The sequence below is a fragment of the Sphingopyxis sp. Root154 genome (assembly GCF_001427105.1).
Taxonomy (GTDB): domain Bacteria; phylum Pseudomonadota; class Alphaproteobacteria; order Sphingomonadales; family Sphingomonadaceae; genus Sphingopyxis.
The window spans coordinates 669,624-681,718 of the sequence record NZ_LMGI01000002.1 but is presented as its reverse complement, the minus strand read 5'-3'; the positions used below and the strand labels follow the sequence as shown (position 1 = coordinate 681,718).

Here is a 12,095-nt window from a genome sequence, read left to right as displayed (position 1 = left end):
CGCCTTGGAGCGGACCATCCCAATACGGTCAGTTCCACTTTGCTCCGTATCCTGAGTAGCGGCCGAGCCCGGCGAGACCATTATGATCGCGCCACCAGCTGCCGAATATACTCGCCGAGCGTTGTTGCTCCCCGGATGGACCTCTCGTCGTAATCGAACCCGCCGTCGAGGCTGACCGCGGTCATCCGGGCGTAGGAATTGGCGGCAGGCTCCGAAAAGCCGAGTTTGCGAAAGGCCGCCTCCCATTGTTCGCGCGGCGTCACGACGACCTCGACCGGGATTCCGAGAGCATCGGAAAATGCCTGCGCCACGTCGTTCGAGGAATAGCGATCCGGTCCTTCGACATAACGGACGCCGGCGTCGGCGGCCGGGGCTAGCAGCCGATCCGCAGCAGCCTTTCCCAGATCGCGCGGCGCGGCCATCGGCAGCGCGAGGTCGGCAGGGTACATCGTCTGCAGCTTTCCGGTTGCGCGTATCGAATCGAGCTGCTCGTCCCAATTGCTGAAATAATAGGGCGCGCGGTTGATCGCCGCGGGAATATCCTGGCCGCGCAATCCTTCCTCGAACTCCCACAAGACATTGAGGTCGCCGATACGGTTCCCCGGCTGCGCCCCGGCAGTGGATTCCGCGACGATTTTCTCCAGTCCGGAACCGGAGAGTGCGGCAAGAATATTAGCGGCGGTGCTCCGCTCCTCGCTGTCGGTGTCCGTGCTTATGTCGGCGGGCGGATTGAGCAAGAAGGCGCCGTCCGCGTTGGAAGGCCGCGCGCAGCGACGGCACATCGTTCACATCGGCTTCGATGATCTCGGCCTTCGTGTCGCGCCAGCTGTCGGCATGCTCCGGATCGTGCGTGATGATTCCGACCGGTTCGCCCAGCGCAAGGAGCGTCTCCGCCACTGCGGATCCGACGTGCCCGGTAGCCCCCATAACGATATGCATCAACCTTCTCCAATCGATCATGCCAACGGACAATTATACGGATAGTTTCCGTGCCCTAGCCCCTGATCGCGCAGCTACCGAACGGGAACAGGCTGGCCTGTGCGTCCAGCCGGGCAGTCCGAAACGTCCGCTATTGGGCATTTCGCGCCGGGGCCAGCTCGATCGCGATAGGTTAAATCCGGAGCCGGAGAGACGCACGTGTGAAGCGCGACGGAGGGCCGGAACACTATCGCGCGAAGGAGTCGTCGATCACTGCCGCTAAATGGAACCTGCTCGACCCTCACGGGTCTAAGGGAGTGAGGGGCGAATGCATGCCCCGCCCGCTTGGCCCGGCACGCAATCCAGATGGAGTGATGTCGATGAACAAGCTGATCATCCTGCCCCTCGCCGCCGCGACCCTGCTCGCGGGCTGCGCCACGACCGGCGACGGCTACGCCTATGACGACGGCGGCTATGGCTATTACGATCGCGCCTATTACGACCAGTACGGCCGCTACGATTATGACCGGCCAGATCCCCGCCATGGCGGCTATTATGCCGACCAATATTACCGCAACGACCGCCGCTATCGCGAACGCCGGCTGTCGAACAACGACCGCGTCTATCGTGGACGCGACGATAAATATTATTGCCGCCGCAACGACGGTTCGACCGGACTGATCGTCGGCGGCATTGCGGGCGCTGTGGTCGGCAACGTCGTCGCGCCCGGCCGCTCCGAAACGCTCGGCACGATCCTGGGCGCGGTCGGCGGCGCAGCGGTAGGCACCGCAATCGACCGCAACAATGTTCGCTGCCGTTAGGGGCGGAAGCTTCGGTTTGAAGCCGTCGACAGCGGCTCTAAGCCGGTACCGCAAAGCTCGGCTGCAATAAATGATTGGCGGATTTCGGAGCGACCGCGCCACCCGGATCACCAGGGCTGAATATGGCACACGGATCGCCCGACACCCGGCGCAATGTCGGTTCCCGGTTCCGGTCGTAATCGCCCGAACCTGGTTGTGGAAGAAACCACACATTTCCTTTGCGCGTTGTGGGTCAATCGACTTCTCCATCGCGAAAAGGATTGGCCATGTCGCTTGAAGAACAGCTCTTCGAAATCGAGCGAGGTTTCTGGATCGAGGAGGAGGACTATTTTCTGGCTCACCTCGACGAGCAATGTCTGCTCGCCTTTCCGCAGTCGGGAGAGATGCACGGCCTTTTTTCGCGCGAGAAGGTGGCGTCGACCGCCACCGGCGCCAATCGTTGGCGTGACCTCAAGATGAGCGATCGGCATCTTTTGAAATTGACTGAGGATGTAGCGATCATCAGTTACAGGGCCGATGTCACCAGGGCGGATGGTGTTGCCTATTCCGCACTCATCGGATCGGCTTATGCGCGGCGATCTTCGGTCTGGCTGCTGGCATCGCACCAGCACTCGCCGATCACCGCGGAATAGAGATCATAGGTGCGAGGCCGGATCCTCGCTCGTGGGACGCCCATAATGCGGGAATTGTCGATCGGCACGGCCTGAGGGTCCAGTCTGCTCGCGCCGTTCTCGTGGCGCCGCAAGGATGTGGGGGCGCAGGGCACCTTTGGTCTCTCCGCCCGGGAAGTTCGCCTACGCGGCTATGGCCTTCGGCTTGGGCACGAGAATGAGCGTCCGGCCTTCGACACGCCACGAGCGGAGCTCGGAGAGGAAGTTCATGCCGAGCACGTCGGTGCCGCCCAGCCCAGGCGAAATGACGACCTTAAGCCTGCGCGCCTCGATCCCGCCGACAACGAGCCGCTCGACGGTGCCGGCCGAAGCGCGGATGGTGCCGTTCGCTGTCCGCATCAGCAAGGGCATAAGGGTCGCATCGGTCTCGATACCCGCAGCTTTGGCAGTCGCTTCCGAGAGCGCCGTGATCGTCGCGCCGCTGTCGACGAGCATGCGCCGCTCGGTGTCGTCGAGGCGCACCGTCGCCCAGAAATGACCGTCGCGCGCCATCGGAATGCGGACTTCGTCGCCGACGACTTCCTGCCGGTCGAGGCCAAGGCTGGCCGTGATACGCGAGAGGTTGGGATCGAACGGGGCGTGCTGCAGGACGAGGAAGATACCAAAAGCAAGGAGTGCGAAGGAAAAGAGCGCGCGCAGTGCCCGTCCGACATAAGGAATCTGGAATAAGAGGATCAGGATCAGTGCCGCGCCGGCGGCGTAGACGGCAAGTTGCTGCCAGGGCAGGTCGGTTGTGATGGCGGACATGCAAGGCATATAGGAAATTGAGATGCGGCTTCCACTCTCCAGTACCGAAAAGCGGACTGCCGGAAACAGCCGGATTTTATCCCGTTTCGCGATCTGGCATTCGACGACGTAAGCGTTGCGCCGCGACGCCGTGATAGCGGATTGCGACGATCAGATGGGCGTTTAGCGGCGGAACGAGGAACGGCCATCGCGGCCGGGCGTTTTTGCATGCGCAGCCCGGAGGCGACATGCCCGTTCCCTTATTTCATCGCCGGACGAGCATTGACGGCGTCGACGTCTTTTATCGAGAGGCGGGGCCGCCGGACGCGCCGGTCGTCCTGTTGCCACACGGCTATCCCTGCTCATCCTATGAATTCCGCAACTATATGCGCCGCCTCGGCGACGATTGGCGGTTGCTCGCACCCGACTTCCCGGGCGCGGGCTATAGCGCGACTCCCGACGACTTCGCATATGACTTCGACGGTTTTGCCTCTTTCCTCGGGGATTTCACCGACGCGTTGGGCGCGAAGCGGTTTGCGCTCTACCTCCACGACTTCGGATCGCAGATCGGGTTGCGGTTCGCCATAAGCGATCCCGCCCGTATAGCCGCGCTCATCATCCAGAACGGCGATATCTACGAAGATGTCCTGGGGCCCAAATATGCCGGGCTCCAGGATATATGGAAGTTGGAGCGCGACGAAGGGGTCGCCGAACTGCTCGGGTCCATTACGAGAGGCCATTTCCGCGACGAGTTTCTGAACGACGTCCGTCCCGAGCTCGCCGAGCGCATCCCACCCGATCTCTGGGAACTGCACTGGTCACTGATGACCGAACGGCGCCGGGAGATTGCGGCGCGCCTTATCTATGATCTCAAGGACAATCTGGCATGGTTCCCGCGTTATCAGGCCTATCTACGTGAGCATGCGCCGCCGACGCTGATCCTCTGGGGTCCGCAGGACGGCTATATGCCCGAGGAAGCGGCGCGCGCTTACCTGCGCGATCTGCCCGAGGCCGAACTCCATCTCCTCGATGCGGGGCACTGGCTGCTTGAGACGAGCCTCGACGAGGCGGTCCGCCTCACGCGCGATTTTCTGAAGCGAGTGCATCCGTCGGCCTGAGCGCGAGGTCGTGGGCGGGCGTTCACCCAAGTGAGGAGCAACAGTCATGGCCGCATCGACTGACAAAGATCGAAAGAGCGAACTGGCAGGAATGGAAACGCCGCCGGTCGTGTCCCATGAAGAGTGGGAAGCGGCGCGCGAAACGCTGCTGGTGAAGGAAAAGACGCTGACCAAGGCGCGCGATGCGCTGGCGACCGAGCGTCGGCGGATGCCCTGGCTGCAGGTCGACAAGAACTACGCATTCGAAGGCCCCGAAGGGAGGGTAGGCCTGCTTGACCTGTTCGAGGGCCGGCGGCAGCTCGTCGTCTACCGCTTCTTCTTCGAACCCGGCGTGGAGGGCTGGCCGGATCGAGGCTGTATCGGCTGTTCGACGATCGCCGACCAGGTCGACCATCCGGCGCATCTGAACGCGCGCAATACCAGCCTCGCCTTTGTGTCGCGCGCACCGCAGGAGAAGATCGAGCGCATGAAGGCACGGATGGGGTGGGACTATATCCCTTGGTACACCCTCACCGACGAGTTCGATGCCGATATGGGTGTCGATCAGTGGCACGGCACGAACGCCTTCATCCGTGACGGCGACACGATCTTCCGGACCTATTTCCTCAACGGCCGCGGGGACGAGCAGATGGGCAATCACTGGAACTATCTTGATATCACCGCGCTCGGCCGCCAGGAGCTGTGGGAGGATTCGCCTAGAGGATATCCGCAGACCAAGCCTTATGAGTGGTGGCCCTGGCACGACACGCTCGAGACAGTTCCCGACCGCTGATGGAGCAGCACATGAAAACCAGGCATCCCGGCCGAAATCGACGGGGTGAACCTCTTCTATCGCGAGGCCGGGCGCGCTGATGTGCCGCGCTGCTTCCAACTCATAAGGGTGAGCGCGCGCTCCGCAAGTCCGGCGGGGGACGGAAAAGGCAGTCATCGGGGAACGCGGCGTTCCGTCGCCGAGCCTCCAGATGGTCGCGGACCGCCGCATGGGTTGCGCCGCCGACTGCAACGGCGACCGATCAACATGGATTAACTTCGGCGGGTATCATTCGAAGTTGAGGACGACGCGTGCGAACCCAGCGCGGCGAACCATTCGGCATAAGGGGTATTGCGTGCCATATGCCGGTTATAGTCGGGCGCGCCATCGTCCCACCACGCAGGTCCGCGCTCGCCGAGCGCGCGCTTTGTCCGGTCCACTTCGGCGCGCGCGCCGCGCGCTGCGAGCGTGTCGCCCGAACCCTTGGCGGCGGCGATCGCGCGGCGCGCGGTCATCAGCCTGTCGACCAGACGGGTGCGTTCTGCGCTACCGAGGACCGGATTGGACAATCGCCACAGGCGCCCGCAGACGACAAAATAGCGGCCGTCGGGCGTCGCGGGATATTGCCCCGCGTCTCCCGTTGCCGCGCTCGTCGGGGCAGGCGCGCTCAGCCTTGCCAACGAAGCGCGGCGAGCCGCTTTCCGCGCTCGCGGCTGAGATCGGCCAGGCAGCCGAAGCGCGCCGTAGCCTGCATCGACCCGCCCGCGAACTCGCCGCCTTCGATGGCGCACTGGCTGTCGCGATATTTGAGCCAGGCGCGCTGGCTTGCGAGCAGGGCAGCCGCATAGCCGAACCCGCCGCCTCGCGAGCGGTCGGCGCTGTCGCGTTTCTTCATGAAGCTGTTGGTCGCGTTCCATTCGCGCGTCATCGCCGCGTCTGCGGATTTGTAGCCTTGCTCCGCGGTGCGCGTCATTTGTGCTTGGGTCTGCGCGCCCGCGGGCATGGCGGTGAGCGCGAGAGCAAGGACGAGGCCATGTTTCAGCATATCGTCTCCGATCGTTCGAGAACGGTGTATTCGACGCCGCTTCGCCTCACGGGGCCGGCAGCTTCACTTCGGGCAGCGCCGCGATCTCGGCCTTTGTCATCGTGGTCACCAGATCGGTGTCATCGCCTTTGACCACCGTCTTGAGCCCGAGGATCGGGACATGGACATAACGATCGGGATTGCTGTCCTCGATTTCGACGAGCAGGCGGTCGACCTTGTCGTCCGGGCCGCGCACGACCTGCGCGACATCGCCGAGTTCCTTCCCATCGGTGCCGACAAGATCGGCGTCGAGCAATTGGGCTTCGCTAAGGCCGAGCGCCGCGGGCACCGGGCCGGCGACGGTTGCGCTGGTCTCGGCCGCCTTTTCGAGCTTGTCTTCGGCGGCTTCATTCTTGTCGGTGCAAGCGGCGAGAAGCGCGGCCGAACAGCCGAGGAGGAGGAGCGTGCGCATAGTCTGACCTTTCAGAAACGAGTTGCCGGCGATCCATGGGCAGACCGCCGGCACAATATGGGATCGCGTCGCGCGGGCGCCCGACCCCGGGTCCAAGGGCGGGGCCTCAGGGCAGGGTGCGCCGTCCGCCGCGTCCGAAGACGAAGCCGAGAACAACGAGAACAACCGCAACCACCAGGAGGATCTTGGCGAAATCGGCCGACAGCCCGGCGATGCCGCCAAAGCCGAGAAGCGCCGCAACCAAGGCGACCACCGCGAAAATAATTGCCCATCTGAACATGTCATTTCTCCCTTTCCCCGGCGCGCGCTCCCGCACCGGCGCATGCGCGCTGATACGGCGAACGAGGCCGCCGATTCATCCTGTATGGATATTGCGTCAACGCCGTTTTGAGACGAAAGTTCCTGCCAGAATCCCGGCAACGGCCAAGCGAGACGGGCGTTTCATCATTGTGGCGCGGGGGCGTTACAAGATCGGATTCTCGTTGATGCTGCGTTCCCTCCTTCTCCTTTCCAGCGCACTTCTGGCCGGCGCCGCCGCGCTCTCGCTTCAGTCGCTCAAGGGCGAAACGGAAGTCGCGGTCGAGCGCCCCCGGAAGCAGCGACGATATTGTGGTTCTCCCCGATGGCGCGACGATCGTCGCCCGACGCGGCTCGCGGGACCGCGCCATGGCCGAATGGCTTACCGCCGCGCGAGGCGAAGGCGAGGCATTCGTTTTTGGCAATGGAACCTTTGTACCCGGCACGGCGCGCCTGACCCGCGACGGCCTTGGCGAAGGCGCGACGCTCGCGACCCTGTTGCGCGCCACGCCCGACGCCGGCTTGCGCCTTGTCGGTCAGGCGTACGCCGCGCAATCCGCTGCCGGCGACGACTCTCTTGCCCATAAGCGGGGTCAGGCGCTCGCCGCCTTTCTGGTGGATCGCGGTATCCCCGCCGACCGACTCGAAATCGCGTCGTCGGCGAGCGGGCATGGCCCGGCTCAGCTTGTTCTGTTCGCGCGCCGGTCCGCACCCGCCGTGCCGCTTCTCACCGCCTCGAATTGACAGGGGAACATCGATGACCGCTCGACTGACCGCCGCCGCCATCAATTGCTCCTTGTCGGCGAAGGGACGCGCTTCCTCGACCGACGCCATGCTTGGCGTGCTCGCCGAGCATTTCGCGGCGCATGACGTCGTTGTCGGCAAGCCGATCCGGATCGCTGCGCACAATGTAAAGTGGGGCGTCACGTCGGACGAGGGAGCGGGGGATGACTGGCCGGCCATCCGCGAGCAGATCCTTGCGGCAGACATCCTCGTCTTCGGCACCCCGATCTGGATGGGACAGCCCTCCAGTGTGGCGAAGCTCGTGCTCGAGCGGATGGATGCCTTCCTCGACGAGACCGACGACCAGGGACGTATGCCCAGCTATTCGAAGGTCGCCGTCGCCGCGATCGTCGGCAATGAGGACGGCGCGCATCATGTGTCGTCGCAGCTTTTCCAGTCGCTGAACGACGTCGGATGGACGATCCCGGCCGTGGCTGCCTGCTATTGGGTCGGCGAGGCGATGGGGTCGGTCGACTTCAAGGATCTCGAGCATCGCCCGCGCAAGGTAACCGAAACCGCGAAGATGGTTGCGGCCAATGCAGCGCATTTGGCCCGCCTCTTGCGGGACGCGCCCTATCCTGGATGACCGCGGCATCCGCCATCCAACGACTGTCGGTAAACCCCGGCTTCAGCGTCCGGGCAGCTTGCGTCAGGTCTCTTCGAAAGCGCTGTCGGGGACCATCCGGCCCGACTGGCGCGGCGTGATCAGACGGTCGAGGTCGAAACCCTGCGACTTGGCGACCGCGAGATAATTTTCGACCGTATCCGTCGGTACTGCCGCACTGCGTGCGATCAGCCAGAGATGTTCGCGGTCGGGGGTGCCTACGAGCGCCACCGAATAATCGGAGGCGATGGCAAGTACCCAATAATCCCCCTGCGTGAACGGGATCCAGCGAAGATATTCGGGGAGGAAGCTGACCTTGAGCCTGGCATTTGTTTCGTCTTGCGGAACCGCGACGCCGATCGAGCGATCGGGCTTTCCATCCTTGTCGAGGCATCGGTTCTCGACCCTGATGCGGCCGTCCGCGGTCTCGCTATAGGACGCGCTGATGTCGCTTGCCTCGGCATCTTCCCATTTGAGCGGAAGCCGGCATATCTCGAACCAGCTGCCCAGATAACGCTGGAGGTCGACGCTCGGTACCGCGACAACATCCTTTTCTGAATCATGCATATTGTTTCCTATCCCTGGGGAAACTTCGCAGCGCCTGACTCGTTCCTTTCCTGTCCGGCGCGCGACGAACGCGCGGTTGAATTATGGCCGGCCGGCTTGTGGCCGACCGGGGAGAGCGCGATGAAAATCTTTATTCTGGCTATAACTCCAGCAGTGCTTCTCGGCGCTTGTCAGGGCCCCAAGGCGCAGGCAGGGGCCGAAAAGGACAAGGCGGCCGCCGTGGCGGCCGGCCAGTCCTATGATGGCGATGGACCCAATGAGCGCATCGGCGCCGCCCGCGACCGCGCGGCCGATGCCGCCGAGGACGCCCGTGAGGCCGAAGCCGAAGCAATCGAGAAGGAGCGCGATAGCATCCGCTCAGCGGCCGACATTGAAGCTGAACGCCTGGAGCAGGAGGCGAAGGCCGTGCGCAAGGCGGCGGACGAGCGAGCCGACGCGGTCGAGGGCGGCCCCGGCAGATAGGCGATGGGCGATGCCCCGCCTGCGTCAGTTCGACCGGCCGGTCATTCCCCGGCTTTGTGCCCAACCGTAAAGGTCCGCGATCATTCCGCGCTCGGTCTCGGCCTGAAGAAACACCACGACCGCCGTTTCCGCTTCATGGTCGATAAAGCGCATCGTCGCATAGCTTTGACCGTCGCGTTCGGTATCGCCACCTTCAATCTCGTCCGGCCAGATTTCAATCGTCCGCACCTTTTCCTCCCTTCCGATGGTCAAACTCAGCGAATGGTCCGAAAATGCGGCTGGTCAAAAATGGTTGCAAGGGCAGTGTCCGACCTTGAGGGCAGGTTGCCGACGCCTGTGTGAGTTGGCGCATAGGGAGGGCGGGATGAAAATCAGGGCGCGCGTGCCTCCGGAGGCAACGGCCGCCGCGATCTCCGTCGTTAGCGGAGCTGGCTGTCCTTGCTTCCGCGGCGGTTGAACCCCGCGGGCCGTATCGCAGCATCTCGCTTGGACTTGCAGCCAACACAGGTTCGAATGCCCGGAAGCGCCTTTCGTCGGCCCTTCGGGATATCCTCGCCGCAATCGTCACAATATTCTGCCCCGTCGCCGGCAGGCAAGCGCGCGCGGGCACTCTTGACCGCGTCCGACACCGTATCGTCGATTTGATCCTGCACCGCGCCGTCGCGGGCCCAGCCGTTGGCCATATCCTGTCTCCAGCCAGCAAAACGCCCGACCGGGGCATAAGCTCCCGCATATGGGACAGGGCGCGGCGGCCGGTCAGGACAACCGCCTACAAGCCGGCTTTTGCGAGCGCGGAAGCCAGTTCGGGGTCCATCACGCCGCTGCCCTTCGGTGTCAGGCGGTTGAGAGCGGTTTGTACGCGTTTCTGCGCCACTTGCAGCGTCTTGTGACGTACTTCGCGAATCTGGTTGGTTCGCCACGACCGGCTTTCGCCGAGCAACGCCGACCATTTGGCTTCTTCCGCCGCGAGCACCGCGAGGGCAAGTCGCAGACCGTCCCGCTGGCCATGAGCATAATCTTCCGACATCGCGCACATCTACAAGAGATCATGATCCCGCAGCAATGGCGCGCGGGCGCACACGCGCGGTCGACGATCGGGCGGCGGCCTCGGCATTAGAGGCGCGCGCTCTTCATCTCGGCCGACAAACGGGTCAGCACCGGCTTGGCCGTGCAAGGACCGCTTGCGAGTGGAAACGCCGCGGAAACCGCGATCAAGGCTGCGGGGGCGAGCGCGATCCCGCGGTCAGGCTATTTTCTGAACTTCGTACGGCGTTTCGGCGTTTCCGCTTCTGTGCTTCGGGCGTCCGTCCCGCCGGTCTTTGGGGCAGGGGAAGACAAGGGCGCGAGCCGCTCGATCATCTCGGCCCGCTCGGCGACGCCGTCCGCGAGAAATGCAATCGCTTGCTCGCGGGTCATGCCCCATGTCGGCGCCAGCGCGCCACTCTCGATGTCGGCCATGAGCCGGCGGGCAAAGATCAATTCCAGCTGCGTTTGCGCAAGAAATGTATCGAACAGGCTCATCGCAACATCAACGCTCTAACCCACAAAGCGTTCAATGCTGGCTGCGCAGTTCAGACCCGGCCTGGCGGGACGATCGAGCCGAACCCTATGCACGCGCTTCAGAATCGAGGGGAACGATGCGGTGTCCGGTGAATTTCTGAATTCACGGTCGCGTCGGCCCAATGACTGTCGCGAGGTGGAGGTTTTGCACCCAAGGCAAGGGCAGAATGGCATGACGGCAGGGACGGACAGAAAGCAGGCTCGGAATGAATATGCACCCCTTGAAGGTGGGTGCGCATGTGGCACGGTGCGCTATCGGCTGGACGAGCCGCCCTATGACACGGGCTGGTGCCATTGCCGCGTCTGTCAGCATGTATCGGGGTCGGGCGGGATGGTGTTCACCACGGTGCAGTTCGACCGGTATCGCGTCATCCGGGGCGAGGAGCATGTCGGCAGCTTTGCTTCGACCGATTTCGGTGCACGGACCTATTGCCGTCAATGCGGCTCGCCGCTCACGATCCATGTCCTCCATCAGCCGGACGAGATCGATATCGCCGCCGGCACGCTCGACGATCCCGAAGAGGTGGCGCCGAGTTTTCATCTCTATGCCGCCGAAGCGCCGAGCTGGATGCCGATGATGGCGTTCCTGCCGCGCCACAAGGCGCTGCGACCCAAGACCCGCGGATTAGAGGAAGGGCAGACCGAAGCGAACTGAACCAAATGTCCGCTGTCGCGCAATTGCTGTGACCGCGCGATGTTCGTTCCTTACGAGCGCGAGTCGTGACGGCATCGCGATCGATCAGTGCCCGAACCCCGATGGCGACGGCAAGGACGAGCAGTCGTCCGGCGGATGTGACACTTTGACCGCGTCTGCGGCGAAAAAGGATCGGCCAGAAAGGATCGAGCGAACCATTCGACTGCACCGTGCGTCGCACAAGGTGCCATGCAAGGCGTTGGCGCCGATGGAGATTTGCCATGATTGTTCGAAAATTTGCCATCGCCGACGCGGCATTCGAGCGTTCGCCCGGGCAAAACGGCGATGTGTTCGCCGGCAATGTGATCGATCAGCGCGGCGGCGGTCCGATCACGATCGGCTATGGCCGGTACGGGCCAGACCAGAGCCTGGAGGAAACGCTCGCTGTCGACGATGTGATGCTGATCCTCGAAGGGAAGGTCTCGGTTGAGAGCCGCGCGGGTTCGATCACTGCGGGTCCCGGCGAAATCGTCTATATGCCGAAAGGCGAGACGGTCATCATCCGCTCTCACGCCGAGGGGGCCGTCACCGCCTATGTCACCTATCCGCACTGGCAGGAGGCGCGTGACTGAGTCCCGGCCTCAGCCGGGATCGGCTATCCCTTTTCCGTATCGAGGCTCGGCGAGC

At 63.6% G+C, this 12,095-nt stretch carries 21 protein-coding genes; 9 read left to right on the top strand and 12 right to left on the bottom strand.

Features of this window, described 5'->3' with window-relative positions:
• Nucleotides 1-80 precede the first annotated feature (80 nt).
• Together ASD73_RS09030 and ASD73_RS23030 are read right to left on the bottom strand one after the other, a co-directional pair.
• Nucleotides 81-737 carry a hypothetical protein gene (locus tag ASD73_RS09030; RefSeq protein ID WP_200934917.1) on the bottom strand — a complete coding sequence of 219 codons (657 nt, stop codon included), beginning with the start codon at nt 735-737 and terminating at the stop codon, nt 81-83.
• Nucleotides 673-939 carry an NmrA family NAD(P)-binding protein gene (locus ASD73_RS23030; protein WP_200934916.1) on the bottom strand — a complete coding sequence of 89 codons (267 nt, stop codon included), beginning with the start codon at nt 937-939 and terminating at the stop codon, nt 673-675. The genes ASD73_RS09030 and ASD73_RS23030 overlap by 65 nt, the downstream gene beginning before the upstream one ends.
• Nucleotides 940-1,298: 359 nt before the next feature.
• On the opposite strand from ASD73_RS23030, the gene ASD73_RS09025 reads away from it, so the two are divergent.
• Nucleotides 1,299-1,739, top strand: a complete 441-nt coding sequence (locus ASD73_RS09025) for a glycine zipper 2TM domain-containing protein (protein ID WP_056373412.1) — start codon at nt 1,299-1,301, stop codon at nt 1,737-1,739.
• Nucleotides 1,740-2,005: 266 nt separating this feature from the next.
• Nucleotides 2,006-2,371 carry a hypothetical protein gene (locus ASD73_RS09020; protein ID WP_056371625.1) on the top strand — a complete coding sequence of 122 codons (366 nt, stop codon included), beginning with the start codon at nt 2,006-2,008 and terminating at the stop codon, nt 2,369-2,371.
• A 162-nt stretch (nt 2,372-2,533) separates the two neighbouring features.
• Here ASD73_RS09020 and ASD73_RS09015 read toward each other — a convergent pair whose 3' ends face one another.
• The gene (locus ASD73_RS09015) at nt 2,534-3,157 is read right to left on the bottom strand and encodes a retropepsin-like aspartic protease family protein (protein ID WP_156377338.1); all 624 of its coding nucleotides are present in this window, start codon (nt 3,155-3,157) and stop codon (nt 2,534-2,536) included.
• Between the two features lie 227 nt (nt 3,158-3,384).
• Here ASD73_RS09015 and ASD73_RS09010 point away from each other — a divergent pair, with 227 nt between their 5' ends.
• Both ASD73_RS09010 and ASD73_RS09005 read left to right on the top strand, forming a co-directional pair.
• The gene (locus ASD73_RS09010) at nt 3,385-4,254 is read left to right on the top strand and encodes an alpha/beta fold hydrolase (RefSeq protein ID WP_056371622.1); all 870 of its coding nucleotides are present in this window, start codon (nt 3,385-3,387) and stop codon (nt 4,252-4,254) included.
• 46 nt (nt 4,255-4,300) lie between these two features.
• Nucleotides 4,301-5,026 carry a DUF899 domain-containing protein gene (locus ASD73_RS09005; protein WP_056371620.1) on the top strand — a complete coding sequence of 242 codons (726 nt, stop codon included), beginning with the start codon at nt 4,301-4,303 and terminating at the stop codon, nt 5,024-5,026.
• A 251-nt stretch (nt 5,027-5,277) separates the two neighbouring features.
• Here the strand turns inward: ASD73_RS09005 and ASD73_RS09000 are convergent, their stop codons facing one another.
• The 4 genes from ASD73_RS09000 to ASD73_RS22250 all read right to left on the bottom strand — a co-directional run bounded on the left by ASD73_RS09000 (nt 5,278) and on the right by ASD73_RS22250 (nt 6,781).
• Nucleotides 5,278-5,685 (bottom strand): hypothetical protein, encoded by a 408-nt coding sequence (locus ASD73_RS09000; RefSeq protein ID WP_327196917.1) that lies wholly within the window; start codon nt 5,683-5,685, stop codon nt 5,278-5,280.
• Nucleotides 5,673-6,050, bottom strand: a complete 378-nt coding sequence (locus ASD73_RS08995; protein ID WP_056371618.1) for a lysozyme inhibitor LprI family protein — start codon at nt 6,048-6,050, stop codon at nt 5,673-5,675. Before ASD73_RS08995 ends, ASD73_RS09000 begins: the two co-directional genes overlap by 13 nt.
• 46 nt (nt 6,051-6,096) lie before the next feature.
• Entirely contained in the window at nt 6,097-6,501 is a 405-nt protein-coding gene (locus tag ASD73_RS08990) for a hypothetical protein (RefSeq protein WP_056375988.1), read from the bottom strand.
• A 106-nt stretch (nt 6,502-6,607) separates the two neighbouring features.
• On the bottom strand, nt 6,608-6,781 hold the full coding sequence (locus tag ASD73_RS22250; RefSeq protein WP_082521450.1) for a DUF1328 family protein: 174 nt from the start codon (nt 6,779-6,781) through the stop codon (nt 6,608-6,610).
• Nucleotides 6,782-7,167: 386 nt separating this feature from the next.
• Between ASD73_RS22250 and ASD73_RS08985 the strand changes: the two genes are divergently transcribed.
• Complete coding sequence (locus ASD73_RS08985) at nt 7,168-7,542, top strand: OmpA family protein (protein ID WP_156377337.1); 375 nt, start codon at nt 7,168-7,170, stop codon at nt 7,540-7,542.
• Between the two features lie 13 nt (nt 7,543-7,555).
• Complete coding sequence (locus ASD73_RS08980) at nt 7,556-8,167, top strand: flavodoxin family protein (RefSeq protein ID WP_056371612.1); 612 nt, start codon at nt 7,556-7,558, stop codon at nt 8,165-8,167.
• A 63-nt stretch (nt 8,168-8,230) separates the two neighbouring features.
• Here the strand turns inward: ASD73_RS08980 and ASD73_RS08975 are convergent, their stop codons facing one another.
• Nucleotides 8,231-8,752: a lipocalin family protein gene (locus ASD73_RS08975; RefSeq protein WP_056371609.1), complete on the bottom strand. Its 522-nt coding sequence runs from the start codon at nt 8,750-8,752 to the stop codon at nt 8,231-8,233.
• Between ASD73_RS08975 and ASD73_RS08970 the strand changes: the two genes are divergently transcribed.
• The gene (locus ASD73_RS08970) at nt 8,747-9,214 is read left to right on the top strand and encodes a hypothetical protein (RefSeq protein WP_235534262.1); all 468 of its coding nucleotides are present in this window, start codon (nt 8,747-8,749) and stop codon (nt 9,212-9,214) included. The two genes, ASD73_RS08975 and ASD73_RS08970, sit on opposite strands and share 6 nt — an antisense overlap.
• 24 nt (nt 9,215-9,238) lie before the next feature.
• Here ASD73_RS08970 and ASD73_RS08965 read toward each other — a convergent pair whose 3' ends face one another.
• The 4 genes from ASD73_RS08965 to ASD73_RS08950 all read right to left on the bottom strand — a co-directional run bounded on the left by ASD73_RS08965 (nt 9,239) and on the right by ASD73_RS08950 (nt 10,735).
• Nucleotides 9,239-9,442 carry a hypothetical protein gene (locus tag ASD73_RS08965; RefSeq protein WP_056375986.1) on the bottom strand — a complete coding sequence of 68 codons (204 nt, stop codon included), beginning with the start codon at nt 9,440-9,442 and terminating at the stop codon, nt 9,239-9,241.
• A gap of 191 nt (nt 9,443-9,633) precedes the next feature.
• Nucleotides 9,634-9,897 carry a DksA/TraR family C4-type zinc finger protein gene (locus tag ASD73_RS08960; RefSeq protein WP_056371603.1) on the bottom strand — a complete coding sequence of 88 codons (264 nt, stop codon included), beginning with the start codon at nt 9,895-9,897 and terminating at the stop codon, nt 9,634-9,636.
• Between the two features lie 86 nt (nt 9,898-9,983).
• Entirely contained in the window at nt 9,984-10,241 is a 258-nt protein-coding gene (locus ASD73_RS08955) for a hypothetical protein (protein ID WP_056373407.1), read from the bottom strand.
• Nucleotides 10,242-10,462: 221 nt separating this feature from the next.
• Nucleotides 10,463-10,735 carry a hypothetical protein gene (locus ASD73_RS08950; RefSeq protein WP_056371601.1) on the bottom strand — a complete coding sequence of 91 codons (273 nt, stop codon included), beginning with the start codon at nt 10,733-10,735 and terminating at the stop codon, nt 10,463-10,465.
• A gap of 34 nt (nt 10,736-10,769) precedes the next feature.
• Here ASD73_RS08950 and ASD73_RS23540 point away from each other — a divergent pair, with 34 nt between their 5' ends.
• Nucleotides 10,770-11,429 (top strand): GFA family protein, encoded by a 660-nt coding sequence (locus ASD73_RS23540; RefSeq protein ID WP_082521449.1) that lies wholly within the window; start codon nt 10,770-10,772, stop codon nt 11,427-11,429.
• A 260-nt stretch (nt 11,430-11,689) separates the two neighbouring features.
• Entirely contained in the window at nt 11,690-12,040 is a 351-nt protein-coding gene (locus ASD73_RS08940) for an ethanolamine utilization protein (RefSeq protein ID WP_056371598.1), read from the top strand.
• The last annotated feature ends 55 nt before the right edge of the window (nt 12,041-12,095 follow it).